Source organism: Citrobacter sp. CK188, assembly GCF_030333525.1.
Taxonomy (GTDB): domain Bacteria; phylum Pseudomonadota; class Gammaproteobacteria; order Enterobacterales; family Enterobacteriaceae; genus Citrobacter_B; species Citrobacter_B koseri.
Map to the genome: position 1 here is coordinate 13,140 of NZ_JAOWFU010000027.1, position 16,497 is coordinate 29,636.

A 16,497-nucleotide genomic window follows, 5' to 3' on the forward strand; every position below is an offset into this window, starting at 1 on the left:
TGATGAGCAAGCAACTCACTGCGCAAGCGCCCGTTGAACCCATCGTTTTGGGGAAAATGGGGTCGTCTTACGGTATTCGTGGGTGGCTCAGAGTGTTTTCTTCCACCGAAGACGCCGAAAGCATTTTTGACTATCAGCCCTGGTTTATCCAGAAGGCGGGTCAGTGGCAGCAAGTACAGCTGGAAAGCTGGAAGCACCACAATCAGGATCTGATCATCAAGCTGAAAGGCGTTGACGATCGTGATTCGGCGAATCTACTGACTAATTGCGAAATTGTCGTGGATTCCTCGCAGTTGCCTGCGCTGGAAGATGGTTCCTACTACTGGAAAGACCTTATGGGCTGCCAGGTAGTGACCACTGAAGGCTACGATCTCGGTAAAGTCGTCGATATGATGGAAACCGGTTCGAATGACGTCATCGTCATCAAGGCAAACCTGAAAGATGCGTTTGGTATCAAGGAACGTCTTGTGCCGTTCCTCGATGGGCAGGTTATCAAGAAAGTCGATCTCGCTACTCGTACTATCGAAGTAGATTGGGATCCTGGTTTTTAAACCACCGGATAAACGGTAAAAGTCGGCGTTATGGGGATTGGCTTGTGTTTATAGGTATCGTTAGCCTGTTTCCTGAAATGTTCCGCGCAATTACCGATTACGGGGTAACTGGCCGGGCAGTAAAAAATGGCCTGCTGAGCATCCAGAGCTGGAGTCCTCGTGACTTCACGCATGACCGGCACCGTACCGTGGACGATCGTCCCTACGGCGGCGGACCGGGGATGTTAATGATGGTGCAACCCTTGCGGGACGCCATTCATGCAGCAAAAAGCGCGGCGGGTGAAGGCGCTAAGGTGATCTATCTGTCACCTCAGGGACGCAAGCTTGATCAAGCGGGCGTCAGCGAACTGGCAACGAATCAGAAACTGATTCTGGTGTGTGGTCGCTACGAAGGAATAGATGAGCGCGTGATTCAAACCGAAATTGACGAAGAATGGTCAATCGGCGATTACGTACTCAGTGGTGGTGAGTTACCAGCAATGACGCTGATTGACTCCGTTTCCCGGTTCATTCCGGGGGTTCTGGGTCATGAGGCATCGGCAATCGAAGATTCCTTTGCCGACGGATTACTGGACTGTCCACACTATACTCGACCTGAAGTGTTGGAAGGGATGGAAGTACCGGCAGTATTGCTGTCAGGAAACCATGCTGAGATACGTCGCTGGCGTTTGAAACAGTCGCTGGGCCGAACCTGGCTTAGAAGACCTGAACTTCTGGAAAACCTGGCTCTGACTGAAGAGCAAGCAAGGTTGCTGGCGGAGTTCAAAACGGAACACGCACAACAGCAACATAAACATGATGGGCTGGTCTGAGACCCCCAAATATCAGTTTACCCAGGATAAGAGATTAAATTATGAGCAACATTATTAAGCAACTTGAACAAGAGCAGATGAAGCAGGACGTACCTTCCTTCCGTCCGGGTGATACCGTGGAAGTGAAAGTATGGGTTGTTGAAGGTTCCAAAAAACGTCTGCAGGCATTCGAGGGCGTGGTTATCGCTATTCGTAACCGCGGTCTGCACTCTGCATTCACTGTTCGTAAAATTTCCAACGGCGAAGGCGTTGAGCGTGTCTTCCAGACTCACTCTCCGGTAGTTGACAGCATTGCTGTTAAACGTCGTGGTGCCGTTCGTAAAGCTAAACTGTACTACCTGCGTGAGCGTACTGGTAAGGCTGCTCGTATTAAAGAGCGTCTTAACTAAGATATCGCTCAGGCGACATCCTGTAAGAAAGGGCTGGCCAGTTGGCTGGCCCTTTTTTTATCTTCATGAAGCTCACAATATTAACCATTAGTTCATAAATCATTTACAATGCCCGTTCGTTACGGGAGGGGCAGTGGTTATCGGTACATTTCGTCAGCCTGCGTATCAACGCAACGCGACATGGCTCGCGATGTTTGCGATCCTGCTGATCGTGGTGGCGCCGCTTATCTCCGTCTCGTTGCAAAAAGATCCCATGAGCGCCATGCCTGGTATGCATCATGACATGAGCATGATGGCTGAACATGTCGGACATCATGGGCAGTCTTCATCAATGCCGATGCCTGTCGATCACGGTGAAGCGTGCGGGTATTGCGTCCTCCTGACCCATGTTCCTGGCCTGATGCTGGCGCTGGTCATCCTGTTGTCCGGGATGCTGCTCAGACAAAAGCTGACGCCGCCACGCCCGGTTGTTAAACACTGGCATTTCTTCCCCTGGCTTTATCCCGATACGCGCGCGCCGCCGCGTTGGTCTGCTGTTTCCTGAATCTAACAATACGTTTGTGCGCATAAGCGTCACGACACATGTGTGCTTTCTCTGAGGAAAAGTATGACAACCTGCACTCCGCGCGCGGCATGGATAACTCTGCTGCGACGTTTTCATTTCTACACAGGTCTGTTTGTCGGGCCATTTATCTTTGTGGCGGCCTTAACCGGTACGCTCTACGTTGCGACGCCGCAACTGGAAGAGGCGCTCTATGCACCGGCGCTACAGGGCACAGAGCAAGGAGAGCGGCAACCGCTGGCGGCGCAAATCGCCGTTGCCCAACAGGTGACGGGAGGGCATTTACGGCTGCATGCCGTTCGTCCCGCTCTTGAAGAGGGCGCAACAACGCGGGTGATGTTTGCCGACCCCGGACTTGCCGCTTCTGAGAACCGGGCGATTTTCATCGATCCAGTGACGCTGGCGGTGAAAGGCGATATGACGGTCTATGGCACCAGTGGCATTTTGCCCCTGCGTCAGTGGATTGATTATGCTCACCGCTCTTTGTTATTGGGGGATATCGGGCGAATTTACAGCGAGCTGGCGGCCTCCTGGATGTGGGTTGCGGCGACTGGCGGCATTATGCTCTGGTATTTCACCCGACCAAAACGTCGGCTGAATAATCGGGTGCAAAATAACCGGCGTTTACACGTAATGCTGGGGTGGTTACTGCTGGCGGGGATGCTGCTGTTCTCGGCAACCGGTTTAACCTGGTCCCAGTGGGCCGGAGGCAACGTGGATAAAATGCGTGCGGCCTTTGGCTGGCTGACGCCGCAGGTGAATACGCAGCTTTATGGCGACGAACACTCTGCTGATGAACATGCCGATCATCATGCCGGGCAGGAAATGCCGGTTATGCATATGGATATCAGCCAGTTTGATGCGGTTCTGCATACGGCGCAGGCGGCGGGAATTGATGCTAAAAAGCTGGAGATTCGTCCGGCCAAAGATGCGCAACATGGCTGGACGGTAACTGAAATTGATCGCCGCTGGCCGACACAGGTTGATGCGGTATCAGTAGACGCCGCAACCCTGCATGTTATCGACCGGACGCATTTTGCTGACTTTCCGCTTATGGCAAAGCTGACGCGCTGGGGCGTCGATTTCCATATGGGCATACTGTTTGGTCTGCCAAATCAGTTACTGCTGATCGCCTTCGGCATCGGGCTTTGCCTGATGATTATTATCGGCTACCGTCTGTGGTGGATTCGCCGACCGGCCAGGTCAGGCGTCAACCCGGCACAAACGCTGATGCAGTGTTGGCTTACGTTAGGTTGGCCGGGAAGGTGCGGGGTTCTGGTGCTGGCTGCCGCCCTGGGGATGGCGATGCCGGTGCTGGGAGGCAGTCTGCTGGTATTTATCGTTATCGACTGGCTGCGCTGGTTCAGCACGTCTCGCGCCGCCCTTGCACAGCCAGTTGACTAACATTACGGCGTGCTGATGACGACGGCAACGCGGCGGTTTTCAGCACGACCTTTCGCGCTCTGATTGCTGGCGACCGGGTGCTTTTTACCTAAACCCTGCGTCGTCAGATTGCTGCGTGGGATGTTGGCGCCTTCGGCCCAGGCGTCAGCAACCACATTGGCGCGCTTGAGCGACAATGCCTCGTTATAACTGTCTTCGCCGTAGTTGTCAGTATGGCCATCCATACGGGCATGTTTCAGCCCGGTGGCTGCCAGCCTGGAGGCCATCTCACGGATTTGCTGCTGGCTTTCCGGGCGTAACTTATAGTCGTTTTTATCAAATAAAATGTTGTCAGACAGCCCCAGAGACCAGTCGCCTGCTGATTCAGTAAATCCATAGGATTTCATTGCCGCAACTTGTTCGGGCGTAAATTTCCCCTGCGGCGTCTGGCAACCCGCCAGAATCAACGCTATCAGAATGATCGGGGAGAAAAGTCGCTTTAGCATATATCTATTCCTGTTATTTAATTGAACGTTCAGAACGCTGATGTTTGGCCTGATACATATTACGATCGGCCAACTCTTGTAATTTTTCTGCGGAAGCATGTTCCCACGTCAGCGCGAAACCAATACTCAGCGTCATACTCGCCAGATGCCCGTTATGCAGATCAAAGGGGCGATTAAATTCTTGCGATAATGCCGAACAAATGCGTTTAACTTCGTACTCCGAATGCACGTTGTAAAGCACCATGGCGAATTCATCTCCGCCAAGTCGATATGGCTGGTGGTGATTGCCGCCAAACTCCGCCAGTCGCCGGGCGACCTCGATCAAAACGCGATCTCCTGCGGCATGCCCCCATGTATCGTTAATGAATTTGAAGTTATCGCCGTCCAGAAATAGCAGCGCCGAACAGCTACGGGCGGAGCTGTCGTTCATCAACTCGGTTATGCTGTTACGAAAGGCGGCACGATTAGCAAGACCAGTAAGGGGGTCGTGCAGCGCGGTACGCAAAAGCTGGGCGTTTTTAGCCTGTAGCCGCAGTTGCCACTCTTCCATCTCATCCAGCAGGCTGTTGAAATCCTGAGCAAAAAGATGGAATTCTTCAATGCGTTCCTCAGAAACGCGACGTGAAAAGTTACGGTTCGTGCGTACATCATGTACCACATCGGTGATGTTTTGCAGCGCGTCCACCACGCCATTATGCAAATAACGCGTGAGCATTAACGCAATGCCGGATGCGAGCAAAATACACCCGGTAAGAACCGCCAGCGAGAGCCAGATAAAATGACCAATCAAGCTGTCGCGCGCGGTCAGGCAGACCTCGCCGATAATTTTGCCATTGTGCCAGACGGGCTGAGTCACCGGCAGCGGGAAAAGCCACTGGCTGATCAGGCCATTGAGCTTATCGTCCGACGCTTGTGCGTCATAGTACCAGGAGGCGATCACCTTCTGGTTTTTATCGCGAACCTCTGCGGCCGAGAACTGCCCCTGACGCCCCAGCGCGGCCAGCGTTTCTGTCGCGGCGACGCCATCGGAAAACACCAATGCGGCCTCAAGACTATGGGTCATTGTCGCGGCAGTCAGATCCAGATTTTTTTGCGCATATTGTTTCAGCGTCAGGACAGAGGCGACGCAAAGCAGCAGCCAGATCAGCAGCATGGTGACCAGTACGCTGATCATGTTGATCCGGCGTAATGTACGCTTAAAGGTCGGGCGCGTTGTAGGGAAAAAATCCTTATCCATGCTTTTGATTCCGTGCAAGCATCAATACGTCGGGGTTCACTCTTACGCCACTGCGTGACAGGGAATCCAGATTTACGGAAAATCTGACTTCATCATTGTTTATGATCAGACAAAATGCGCTGCCAATAATGCATTCAGTATTTTGTTCGGCAATTAATAACAATGCCTTAGACGGATATTTATTCGTTAATTCTACCTGATACGCCGGAGATTCACTGCCGAAATAAAAGCCATCGCAACGGGCTGTCAGAGCTTCCTGCTCCGTGCGGATGATGACGGGCAGATAAGGTAATGACCTGGCGCTGTTGTCGTTCAGCACATCGGCAAAACGAGACGAGGCGAAAATACATAGCCGTGGAGGGCCAGATAATGCAGGCCAGCGTGTATAGCTGACGATACCGGAAACGATTGAGCGTACAGATTTCGCTTCTTCTGTGATGCCCTGAGCATACAGTGGTAATCCTGCCAGTAATAGCGTTAGCAGGAGTATGAGTCGGTGAGAAAAGCTCATAAACAGGTGCCCACCAGCGTCAGTCAAAAAGCATCAAAATACATCCGTGATTGTTTGCAGCAAAATAACATTATTTTGCCTGTCAGTCATTACACCATGCCGATTAATGGTATTTCCTTAAGTTAAATCCCATACTTATTTATTGGTAAGGTCTTAATTAATTTAGCCGCATTGAGCGAACACCTTCGTCTGCGCCTTTTTGCCAGGCATCATGCAATTGACGGGCGTTTTCAACCGTGTCGCAACTGGCGGGAAATGTTTTCCCGGCCAGTCCTCGGGCGTGGACAAAGTTTAACTGGCAGGTTTTTCGCTGGCCTTCGGCGTAGCCCTTAAGATATTGCGTTCGCTCCACGTCAGGATCGTTCCAGGCGTCAGCTAGTGTTTCGTTATCTTTGACGGCAACGCCTGAAATCGCATCTTCGATACCGGCGCTATACCAGTCGGTCGCGGTCCAGGTGGGAGCATGCGTGTAAGGATCGATCTGACATCCGCTGATGAATAAAACAAATAAGGCGCCTGCGAAACGCTTCATTGCCTGTTCTCCTGTGTTTTTCAAAGCATAGTGGATTCGCAAATATAATGGTGTAAATTTTTATGTACGATTTGAATGGCGTTAATTGCGAGATAAATGGTTTGTGTAAAGTAAAATTTACGTAATGTGGATTGAAATCTTTACCGATTATGTTATCGTTACGCCATCCTCTGTGAGGATCATTTATCGCAAACGAGCTAAACAGGATCGCCATCATGCAAAAAGACGCGCTGAACAACGTACACATTACCGACGAACAGGTTCTGATGACCCCGGAACAACTCAAAGCGGCGTTCCCGCTGAGTTTGTCGCAAGAGGCGCAAATCGCCCAGTCACGTAAAACGATTTCTGACATCATCGCCGGTCGCGATCCGCGCCTGCTGGTGGTGTGCGGCCCTTGTTCTATCCACGATCCTGAAACCGCTCTGGAATACGCTCGTCGATTTAAAACTCTTGCCGCAGAGGTCAGCGATAGCCTCTACCTGGTAATGCGCGTCTATTTTGAAAAGCCCCGTACCACTGTCGGCTGGAAAGGGTTGATTAACGATCCTCATATGGATGGCTCGTTTGATGTGGAAACCGGCCTGAAGATTGCGCGTCAACTTCTAGTGGAACTGGTGAACATGGGCTTGCCGCTGGCGACGGAAGCGTTAGATCCAAACAGCCCGCAATACCTGGGCGATCTGTTTAGCTGGTCGGCAATCGGCGCGCGTACGACCGAATCCCAAACCCACCGTGAAATGGCCTCTGGCCTTTCCATGCCCGTTGGCTTTAAAAACGGGACGGATGGCAGCCTGGCGACGGCGATTAACGCCATGCGTGCCGCTGCTCAGTCACACCGTTTTGTCGGTATCAACCAGGCGGGGCAGGTCGCTCTGCTGCAAACGCAGGGCAACCCGGATGGCCATGTCATTCTGCGCGGTGGGAAAGCGCCAAACTACAGCCCGGCAGATGTCGCGCAGTGTGAAAAAGAGATGGAACAGGCAGGACTCCGCCCGTCTCTGATGGTAGATTGCAGCCATGGTAACTCGAATAAAGATTACCGTCGCCAGCCTGCCGTGGCAGAGTCTGTGGTCGCGCAGATCAAAGACGGCAACCGTTCCATTATTGGCTTGATGATTGAAAGTAATATTCACGAAGGCAACCAGTCCTCCGAGCAACCGCGCAGTGAAATGAAATACGGCGTGTCTGTTACGGATGCGTGTATCAGCTGGGAAGCCACGGATGCACTGCTGCGTGAAATTCATCAGGACCTGAATGGCCAACTGGTGGCGCGTGTAGCATAAGAGGTTGGTTATGGTTGCTGAGTTGACCGCGTTACGCGATCAAATAGATGAAGTGGATAAGGCGCTGCTGGATTTACTGGCTAAGCGCCTGGAGCTGGTGGCCGAAGTCGGTGAAGTGAAAAGCCGCTTTGGGCTGCCGATTTACGTGCCTGAGCGTGAGGCGTCTATGCTGGCTTCACGCCGTGCGGAGGCGGAAGCGCTTGGCGTTCCTCCCGATCTGATTGAAGACGTCTTGCGTCGGGTGATGCGTGAGTCTTACTCCAGTGAGAATGACAAAGGGTTTAAGACGCTTTGTCCTTCTCTGCGCCCGGTGGTTATCGTCGGCGGCGGCGGTCAGATGGGCCGTTTGTTTGAAAAAATGCTCACGCTGTCGGGATATCAGGTACGCATACTTGAGCAACAGGACTGGGGACGGGCGCAGGAGATCGTGGCCGATGCCGGGATGGTGATCGTAAGTGTGCCGATTCATATCACGGAGCAGGTGATCGCGAAATTACCGCGTTTGCCTGCGGACTGTATTCTGGTCGATCTTGCATCGGTTAAAAACGGACCGCTACAGGCGATGATGGCGGCGCACGATGGCCCGGTACTGGGCTTACACCCGATGTTTGGCCCGGACAGCGGCAGTCTGGCAAAGCAGGTGGTTGTCTGGTGCGATGGCCGTCAGCCGGAGGCGTACCAGTGGTTCCTTGAGCAAATTCAGGTGTGGGGCGCGCGGCTGCATCGGATTAGCGCCGTTGAGCACGATCAGAATATGGCGTTTATTCAGGCGCTGCGTCACTTCGCGACGTTCGCTTACGGTTTGCACCTGGCGGAAGAGAATGTCCAGCTGGAACAACTGCTGGCGCTGTCGTCACCGATTTACCGTCTCGAACTGGCGATGGTTGGGCGACTGTTTGCGCAGGATCCGCAGCTGTATGCCGATATTATTATGTCGTCGGAAAATAACCTGGCGCTGATCAAACGCTACTATAAACGTTTTGGCGACGCGATTGGTTTGCTGGAGCAGGGCGACAAGCAGGCCTTTATCGACAGTTTCCGCAAGGTTGAGCATTGGTTTGGTGATTATGCCAAACGCTTCCAGAACGAAAGTCGCACGTTGTTACGCCAGGCTAACGATAGCCGACAATAAGTGAGATGCCTGATGGCGACGCTGGTGCGTCTTATTCGGCCTACAAAATTGCATGAATCGTAGGCCGGATAAGCGTAGCGCTATCCGGCATTATCAAACAGTTAGTTCGGATCGACAGGCACAACGTTCTCGCTGGGGTAGCAGCCCAGTACCTTCATTGAGCGGGTAATTTCCCCTAACTCTTTCAGCGCTTTTTTCATCTCCGGTGATTCCAGGTTGGCCTGGATATCGAGATAAAACATCTCTTCCCACGGGTTGCCGTGAATCGGACGGGACTCCAGTTTGGTCATGATCAGGTTGTGGTTGCGCAGCACCAGCAGCGCCTCAACCAGTGCACCTGCCTGTTGACCCGTGGCGATCAGCAGCGTGGTTTTCGCCGGGACCTGGTCGGAAACATTGACGGCTTTGCGCGCCAGCACCACGAAACGGGTAATATTCTGCGTCTGGTTGGCTTCGATTCTTTCCAGCACCTGTAGCCCATGCAGCACGCCACCGGCTTCGCTACCCAGTGCCGCCACGCGTGGAGAGTTCGCCTGCGCCACTTTTTCCATCGCCGCAGAGGTGCTTTCAGTGTACTCAATTTTCCAGTGCGGATAGCGGTTAAGGAATTTACTGCACTGCTGGAACGGCTGCGGGTGGCTGTAGACCGTCTCAATGGTGTTTAAATCGGTCGTCCCTGAAACCAGCACGCAGTGGTCGATGGTAATGGTCATCTCGCCCACGATAGAGAGGCTGGTGTGCTGCAACAGATCGTAGACGTCGTTGATCGCGCCTGAACTGGTGTTTTCAATCGGCACGACGGCGTAGTCCGCTTGCCCGGTTTCGACCTGATTAAAGATATCAGCGAATTTTGCGCAGCCGCTTTCAATAAACTGTTCAAAATGGCGGGCGGCATACTGACGCGCAGCGAGGTGCGAGTACGACCCTTTTGGTCCAAGAAAGGCAATACGCGCTGAATGCGGGTTAATTTTGTTCAGATGTTGCTGCAACAGCGCCTGCTGGGTAAGGACGGAATCTTCAATGATGAGTTGGAACAGGCGAGTAATATAGTGCGCGTCCAGATGATGGGCTTTGCCAAGCGCGATCAGTCTGTCCAGCAGGTCGCGCTCGCGATCGATATCACGCACCGGGCGATGAGAAAGCAGCTTCGCTTTCCCGACTTCAACGGCCAGCTCACGACGCTCCGCCAGTAAGGCCAGTAATTTTACATCCAGAGCGCTTATTTTCTCTCGCAGCGCCAGTAACGGGTTTTCCGATGTCATAGTGTTGCCTTTCTTGTTATCAATAAAAAAGGCCTCCCGTGTGGGAGGCCTTATTGTTCGTCTTCGCATTCTTTTTCACACGACGAAACGCCTCCCATTCAGGGGAAGGTAAAAAAGAATGCGAAGAAGAACGGGATAAGTTTCATGTCAGTTTCCTTTAGCGACTTCAGTAAAGTACCCGTACTGTTTTAATCCTGTCAACAAAAAACGCGCCCGAAGGCGCGTTGGCGATACACTCAATGTAAGGGACTACTCTTCTTCTGCTTCGACGAAGTTGGCGTCTTTTACTGAAGTTGTGGCACGACGGGCTTCGCCTTTGTGCTGCACTTTATTGAGCTGCCGTTCCAGCTTGTTGATCAAATCGTTAATGGCGGCGTACATATCTTCGTGTTTTGCGCTGGCGACCAGATGTCCGTTCGGGGTATTGATGGTGGCATCAGCGATGAAACCCTGTGGCTCCTTAGACAGAATGATATGTGGATTAATCAGGTGAGTTTGCCATTTTTCTAGTTTGGCGAGACGGTCTGCGACATGCTGGCGTATTGCCGGAGTAATTTCCATTTGTTTACTGGTAATGTTCATTGTCATAAATTTTACCTCTTGTCTTTCCCGTCTTGGTGATTCCAGCATACCGTTCCCAATGTCAAAAAGCGTGATTTAAATCACATTATTTTGTCACTTTTTGTCAAGGAAGCCTTTTTGTGAGTTATCGCAGGAACAACGGATTTTTTACTTGAGGAATAGCCGAAAGGGAGCCATATTTGACGGGATGCGTTGTACTGAAACCGCTTCAGCAACAGCGTAAAATGGATAAAAAAACGGCAGCCTTCGGGCTGCCGTTTTGCGTTCAGTACGCAATCAGGTGTTGCGACCATTGGCGGCGATAATTTTTGCCACTTTGTCAGCCTGAGTCGTCATCTGCATCTGACGATAAGCGTTTTCCATCAGCGGCAGAGCGTCGCGCGTCGCCTGCGTATCCGGGAAGTCGCGCAGCATACCTTCCACACGGTTTACCACGGCAACCCATGCGCCGCGAGCGGTGTAGTAGTCGGCAACGGAGTATTCATACTTCGCCAGACGATCTTTCAGGAAGACCAGACGTTTGGTGGCGTCGGTCGTGTACTGGCTGTTCGGATAGCTACGCACCAGCTTTGAGAAATCATTGAATGCAGCTCGGGCGTGCTGCGGATCGCGATCGCTACGATCGACGCCGAAGAAACCTTGCAGCGCGCTGTCATCCAGCGCCATATTGGTCAGACCGCGCATATACATGACATAATCAATATTCGGGTGCGTCGGATTGAGGCGAATAAAACGATCGATGGCGGCCTGAGCTAACGGCAGATCGGCGTTTTTGTAGTAGGCGTAGATCAGATCCAACTGCACCTGCTGAGAATACGGTCCAAATGGATAACGGTTATCCAACGCTTCCAATTGCGTTATTGCCTGTTTCCAGTTACCGTCCTGCAGCTTTTGCTGGGCAGTCGCGTAGATTTCGTTAGGCGGATTATCGGGCACCTCTTCCTTTGAACCAGAGCAACCCGCCAAAAACAGGCTCAACGTGGCTGCTGCCACCAGATATTTCATGCGCGTCATGACGTTTTGACTTTCCTCAAAATGTTTTACGGGAGATTCTCTGTTCCTGCTCCCGGTTAAGACCAGCTACAATAGCACACTATATTAAACGGCAAAGCCGTAAAACCCAACGTTAAACGAAGAAGCTGTATATGGCACAACGAGTACAACTCACCGCAACGGTATCCGAAAACCAACTCGGTCAACGCTTAGATCAGGCTTTGGCCGAAATGTTCCCGGATTATTCACGTTCGCGCATAAAAGAATGGATTCTCGATCGGCGCGTGCTGGTCAACGGTAAACTTTGCGATAAACCGAAAGAAAAAGTATTGGGCGGCGAACAGGTTTCCATTAACGCGGAAATCGACGAAGAGATCCGCTTTGAGCCGCAGGATATCCCGCTGGATATCGTCTACGAAGATGACGATATCCTTGTCATCAACAAACCGCGCGATTTAGTGGTTCACCCTGGCGCCGGTAATCCTGATGGTACGGTACTGAACGCGCTGTTGCATTACTACCCGCCGATTGCTGACGTACCGCGCGCGGGTATTGTGCATCGTCTGGATAAAGACACCACAGGTCTGATGGTGGTGGCGAAAACGGTTCCGGCGCAAACGCGACTGGTGGAGTCTTTGCAGCTGCGTGAAATCACCCGTGAGTATGAAGCGGTCGCGATTGGACATATGACGGCGGGCGGTACGGTAGATGAACCGATCAGCCGTCACCCGACCAAACGAACCCATATGTCAGTGCATCCAATGGGGAAACCGGCGGTGACTCACTACCGCATCATGGAACATTTCCGTGTGCATACGCGTCTGCGGTTGCGTCTGGAAACCGGACGTACGCACCAGATCCGCGTGCACATGGCGCATATCACGCATCCGCTGGTGGGCGATCAGGTGTATGGCGGTCGTCCGCGTCCACCGAAGGGGGCATCGGAAGCGTTTATCTCCACGTTGCGTCAGTTTGATCGCCAGGCGCTGCACGCGACAATGCTGCGTCTTTACCATCCGATTTCCGGTATTGAAATGGAGTGGCATGCGCCGATTCCGCAGGATATGGTGGAGCTGATTGACGTGATGCGCGCTGACTTCGAAGAACATAAGGATGATGTAGACTGGCTATGAGTAAGCTAATTGTTCCGCAGTGGCCAACCCCGGAGGGGGTTGCAGCCTGTAGTTCTGTACGTACAGGCGGTGTTAGCTTACCGCCTTACGATTCTCTGAACCTGGGCGCCCATTGTGGCGATAACCCGGAACATGTGGAAGAGAATCGCAAGAGACTCTTTGCTGCGGGCAATTTGCCGTCAAAACCCGTCTGGCTTGAACAGGTGCATGGCAAGGACGTGCTGAAACTCACCGGCGAGCCTTATGCATCCAAACGTGCGGATGCGTCGTACAGCAATACCCCCGGCACCGTTTGCGCGGTGATGACGGCGGACTGTTTGCCCGTGTTGTTTTGTAATCGCGCGGGAACGGAAGTGGCGGCGGCTCATGCGGGCTGGCGCGGATTATGTGAAGGTGTGCTGGAAGAGACGGTCGCCTGCTTTGCCGATAAACCTGAAAACATTATCGCCTGGCTGGGTCCGGCTATTGGCCCTGCTGCTTTTGAAGTGGGGGCTGAAGTGCGTGAAGCGTTTATCGCAAAAGATGCGAAGGCGAGCAGCGCATTTCAGGCGCGCGGTGAAAAATATCTGGCGGATATTTATCAGCTTGCGCGTCAACGTCTGGCGAATGTGGGAGTTGAAAGCGTCTATGGCGGCGATCGCTGTACTTACAGCGAAAGTGAGACTTTCTTCTCTTATCGTCGCGACAAGATCACAGGTCGTATGGCAAGTTTTATTTGGCTGATATAACCTAAAGAATCAAGACGATCCGGTACGTGTAATTTTCTTTTCACATAATTCAGGTCATTCACCTTGAATAATTGAGGGATGACCTCATTTAATCTCCAGTAGCAATTTTGACCTGTTATGGGAGGAGTTATGCGTCTGGATCGTCTTACTAATAAATTCCAGCTTGCTCTTGCCGATGCCCAGTCGCTCGCACTGGGGCACGACAACCAATTCATCGAACCTCTTCATTTAATGAGCGCCTTACTGAATCAGGAAGGGGGATCGGTACGTCCTTTATTAACGTCCGCTGGCATTAATGCTGGCCAGTTACGCACGAGTATTGATCAGGCGCTGAGCCGTTTACCGCAGGTGGAAGGCACCGGCGGCGACGTACAGCCGTCTCAGGATCTGGTGCGTGTACTGAATCTTTGCGACAAGCTGGCGCAAAAACGTGGGGACAACTTTATTTCGTCGGAACTGTTCGTTCTGGCTGCGCTTGAGTCTCGCGGCACGCTGACCGACCTACTGAAATCGGCCGGGGCGACCACCGCCAATATCACTCAGGCAGTTGAACAAATGCGCGGAGGTGAAAGCGTGAACGATCAAGGGGCTGAAGACCAACGTCAGGCCTTGCAAAAATATACCGTCGACCTGACCGAGCGCGCGGAGCAGGGCAAGCTCGATCCGGTGATTGGTCGTGATGAAGAAATTCGCCGTACCATTCAGGTACTGCAACGCCGTACTAAAAACAACCCGGTATTAATTGGTGAACCGGGGGTCGGTAAAACGGCGATTGTCGAAGGGCTGGCGCAGCGAATCATTAATGGCGAAGTGCCGGAAGGGCTGAAAGGCCGTCGCGTACTGGCGCTGGATATGGGCGCGCTGGTGGCCGGGGCGAAGTATCGCGGTGAGTTTGAAGAGCGTCTGAAAGGCGTGCTGAACGATCTCGCCAAACAGGAAGGCAACGTCATCCTGTTTATCGATGAATTACACACGATGGTCGGCGCGGGTAAAGCCGATGGCGCAATGGATGCCGGGAACATGCTGAAACCGGCGCTGGCGCGTGGGGAACTGCACTGTGTGGGCGCCACGACGCTGGACGAATATCGCCAGTACATCGAAAAAGATGCGGCGCTGGAACGTCGTTTCCAGAAAGTGTTCGTCGCGGAACCGTCTGTGGAAGATACCATCGCTATTCTGCGTGGTCTTAAAGAACGTTATGAGCTGCACCACCATGTGCAGATTACTGACCCGGCGATTGTGGCGGCGGCAACCTTATCTCACCGCTACATTTCCGATCGCCAGTTGCCGGATAAAGCCATCGACCTGATCGATGAAGCTGCATCCAGCATCCGTATGCAGATTGACTCCAAGCCGGAAGAACTGGACAGGCTCGACCGCCGTATTATTCAGCTCAAGCTGGAACAGCAGGCGTTAATGAAAGAGTCTGATGAGGCGAGCAAAAAACGCCTCGATATGCTCAACGAGGAACTGGATGACAAAGAACGCCAGTACTCTGAATTAGAAGAAGAGTGGAAAGCAGAGAAAGCCTCTCTGTCCGGTACGCAGACCATTAAGGCCGAACTGGAGCAGGCGAAGATCGCCATCGAACAGGCGCGTCGTGTGGGCGATCTGGCGCGGATGTCTGAACTTCAGTACGGCAAAATCCCTGAGCTGGAAAAACAGCTGGAAGCGGCGACTCAATCTGAAGGTAAAACCATGCGTCTGTTACGCAATAAAGTGACGGATGCGGAAATAGCTGAAGTGCTGGCGCGGTGGACGGGGATTCCGGTTGCCAGAATGCTTGAAGGCGAACGTGAAAAACTGCTGCGTATGGAGCAGGAATTACACAGCCGCGTGATTGGGCAGAACGAGGCCGTTGAAGCTGTATCGAATGCCATTCGCCGTAGCCGTGCGGGACTGGCCGACCCGAATCGTCCAATTGGTTCGTTCCTGTTCCTTGGGCCGACCGGGGTGGGTAAAACCGAACTGTGCAAGGCGCTGGCAAACTTTATGTTTGATAGCGATGACGCGATGGTGCGTATCGACATGTCTGAGTTCATGGAAAAACACTCCGTGTCTCGTCTGGTTGGCGCGCCTCCGGGATATGTGGGTTATGAAGAGGGCGGTTATCTGACGGAAGCGGTACGTCGTCGTCCTTATTCCGTCATACTGCTGGACGAAGTTGAGAAAGCGCATCCTGATGTATTCAACATTCTGTTGCAGGTGTTGGATGATGGCCGTCTGACGGACGGGCAAGGGAGAACGGTCGACTTCCGCAACACGGTTGTCATTATGACCTCAAACCTCGGTTCCGATCTGATCCAGGAGCGTTTCGGTGAGCTGGATTACGGCCATATGAAAGAACTGGTGCTTGGTGTGGTCAGCCACAACTTCCGCCCGGAATTCATTAACCGTATAGATGAGGTCGTGGTATTCCATCCGTTGGGTGAAAAACATATCGCTTCTATTGCACAGATCCAGTTGCAGCGTCTGTACAAACGTCTGGAAGAGCGCGGGTATGAAATCCATATCTCTGATGATGCGCTGAAATTGCTGAGCGCGAATGGTTACGATCCGGTTTACGGGGCGCGTCCATTGAAACGTGCAATTCAGCAGCAGATTGAAAACCCGCTGGCGCAGCAAATCTTGTCTGGTGAGCTGATTCCGGGTAAAGCGATTCGTCTGGAGGCGAATGACGATCGCATTGTGGCAGTGCAGTAAGTCACAAATAATAAAAAACGGGCCCATTCGGGCTCGTTTTTGTTTAAAAACCAGGCAAAAATAAAAGGGTGATATGCAAAACGTCCAAAAAACGAACGGTTGATAAGTTTTTTCTAATTTCCCCTTGTCAGGCCGGAATAACTCCCTATAATGCGCCTCCACTGACACGGAACAACGGCACACAGGCCGCCGGGT

General features: G+C 52.5%; 18 protein-coding genes and 1 other annotated feature. Of the genes, 10 read left to right on the plus strand and 8 right to left on the minus strand.

What is annotated here, in order from left to right:
• The first annotated feature begins 2 nt into the window (after positions 1-2).
• The 5 genes from rimM (at position 3) to OGV67_RS04875 (ending at position 3,718) form a co-directional block, all read left to right on the plus strand.
• Positions 3-551 (plus strand): ribosome maturation factor RimM, encoded by a 549-nt coding sequence (rimM, locus tag OGV67_RS04855; protein ID WP_024130851.1) that lies wholly within the window; start codon positions 3-5, stop codon positions 549-551.
• A gap of 44 nt (positions 552-595) precedes the next feature.
• A complete protein-coding gene (gene trmD / locus OGV67_RS04860) occupies positions 596-1,363 on the plus strand; it encodes a tRNA (guanosine(37)-N1)-methyltransferase TrmD (RefSeq protein ID WP_024130850.1) in 768 nt (255 codons plus the stop codon).
• A 41-nt stretch (positions 1,364-1,404) separates the two neighbouring features.
• The gene (gene rplS / locus OGV67_RS04865) at positions 1,405-1,752 is read left to right on the plus strand and encodes a 50S ribosomal protein L19 (protein ID WP_012134695.1); all 348 of its coding nucleotides are present in this window, start codon (positions 1,405-1,407) and stop codon (positions 1,750-1,752) included.
• A 190-nt stretch (positions 1,753-1,942) separates the two neighbouring features.
• Positions 1,943-2,296 carry a DUF2946 domain-containing protein gene (locus OGV67_RS04870; protein ID WP_071258001.1) on the plus strand — a complete coding sequence of 118 codons (354 nt, stop codon included), beginning with the start codon at positions 1,943-1,945 and terminating at the stop codon, positions 2,294-2,296.
• Between the two features lie 63 nt (positions 2,297-2,359).
• Complete coding sequence (locus OGV67_RS04875) at positions 2,360-3,718, plus strand: PepSY-associated TM helix domain-containing protein (protein ID WP_115614544.1); 1,359 nt, start codon at positions 2,360-2,362, stop codon at positions 3,716-3,718.
• Positions 3,719-3,720: 2 nt separating this feature from the next.
• Here OGV67_RS04875 and OGV67_RS04880 read toward each other — a convergent pair whose 3' ends face one another.
• From OGV67_RS04880 to OGV67_RS04895, 4 genes are all read right to left on the minus strand, one after another.
• Positions 3,721-4,203 carry an OmpA family protein gene (locus tag OGV67_RS04880; protein ID WP_058667979.1) on the minus strand — a complete coding sequence of 161 codons (483 nt, stop codon included), beginning with the start codon at positions 4,201-4,203 and terminating at the stop codon, positions 3,721-3,723.
• A 13-nt stretch (positions 4,204-4,216) separates the two neighbouring features.
• Positions 4,217-5,440, minus strand: coding sequence for a diguanylate cyclase DgcN/YfiN (gene dgcN / locus OGV67_RS04885; RefSeq protein WP_012134690.1), 1,224 nt, complete (start codon positions 5,438-5,440; stop codon positions 4,217-4,219).
• Entirely contained in the window at positions 5,433-5,951 is a 519-nt protein-coding gene (yfiR, locus tag OGV67_RS04890) for a regulatory sequestration protein YfiR (protein WP_047461885.1), read from the minus strand. Before yfiR ends, dgcN begins: the two co-directional genes overlap by 8 nt.
• A 157-nt stretch (positions 5,952-6,108) precedes the next feature.
• Complete coding sequence (locus tag OGV67_RS04895; protein WP_047461887.1) at positions 6,109-6,483, minus strand: DUF2799 domain-containing protein; 375 nt, start codon at positions 6,481-6,483, stop codon at positions 6,109-6,111.
• 215 nt (positions 6,484-6,698) lie between these two features.
• Between OGV67_RS04895 and aroF the strand changes: the two genes are divergently transcribed.
• Positions 6,699-7,769 carry a 3-deoxy-7-phosphoheptulonate synthase AroF gene (gene aroF / locus OGV67_RS04900; protein WP_047461890.1) on the plus strand — a complete coding sequence of 357 codons (1,071 nt, stop codon included), beginning with the start codon at positions 6,699-6,701 and terminating at the stop codon, positions 7,767-7,769.
• A gap of 10 nt (positions 7,770-7,779) precedes the next feature.
• Complete coding sequence (gene tyrA, locus OGV67_RS04905) at positions 7,780-8,901, plus strand: bifunctional chorismate mutase/prephenate dehydrogenase (RefSeq protein WP_047461893.1); 1,122 nt, start codon at positions 7,780-7,782, stop codon at positions 8,899-8,901.
• A 101-nt stretch (positions 8,902-9,002) separates the two neighbouring features.
• Here tyrA and pheA read toward each other — a convergent pair whose 3' ends face one another.
• The 4 genes from pheA to bamD form a co-directional block, all read right to left on the minus strand.
• Positions 9,003-10,163, minus strand: a complete 1,161-nt coding sequence (pheA, locus tag OGV67_RS04910) for a bifunctional chorismate mutase/prephenate dehydratase (protein WP_071257983.1) — start codon at positions 10,161-10,163, stop codon at positions 9,003-9,005.
• A 22-nt stretch (positions 10,164-10,185) separates the two neighbouring features.
• Positions 10,186-10,310 (minus strand) — a sequence feature (Phe leader region).
• Positions 10,262-10,309 carry a pheA operon leader peptide PheL gene (gene pheL / locus OGV67_RS04915; RefSeq protein ID WP_101706155.1) on the minus strand — a complete coding sequence of 16 codons (48 nt, stop codon included), beginning with the start codon at positions 10,307-10,309 and terminating at the stop codon, positions 10,262-10,264. It overlaps the preceding feature by 48 nt.
• Positions 10,311-10,412: 102 nt before the next feature.
• Positions 10,413-10,751, minus strand: coding sequence for a ribosome-associated translation inhibitor RaiA (raiA, locus tag OGV67_RS04920; protein ID WP_024130845.1), 339 nt, complete (start codon positions 10,749-10,751; stop codon positions 10,413-10,415).
• 270 nt (positions 10,752-11,021) lie between these two features.
• Positions 11,022-11,759 (minus strand): outer membrane protein assembly factor BamD, encoded by a 738-nt coding sequence (bamD, locus tag OGV67_RS04925; RefSeq protein WP_012134683.1) that lies wholly within the window; start codon positions 11,757-11,759, stop codon positions 11,022-11,024.
• Positions 11,760-11,890: 131 nt separating this feature from the next.
• Between bamD and rluD the strand changes: the two genes are divergently transcribed.
• The 3 genes from rluD to clpB all read left to right on the plus strand — a co-directional run bounded on the left by rluD (position 11,891) and on the right by clpB (position 16,302).
• Complete coding sequence (rluD, locus tag OGV67_RS04930; RefSeq protein WP_047461899.1) at positions 11,891-12,871, plus strand: 23S rRNA pseudouridine(1911/1915/1917) synthase RluD; 981 nt, start codon at positions 11,891-11,893, stop codon at positions 12,869-12,871.
• Complete coding sequence (gene yfiH, locus OGV67_RS04935; protein WP_115614545.1) at positions 12,868-13,599, plus strand: purine nucleoside phosphorylase YfiH; 732 nt, start codon at positions 12,868-12,870, stop codon at positions 13,597-13,599. Before rluD ends, yfiH begins: the two co-directional genes overlap by 4 nt.
• Before the next feature lie 129 nt (positions 13,600-13,728).
• Positions 13,729-16,302: an ATP-dependent chaperone ClpB gene (gene clpB / locus OGV67_RS04940; RefSeq protein ID WP_024130844.1), complete on the plus strand. Its 2,574-nt coding sequence runs from the start codon at positions 13,729-13,731 to the stop codon at positions 16,300-16,302.
• The last annotated feature ends 195 nt before the right edge of the window (positions 16,303-16,497 follow it).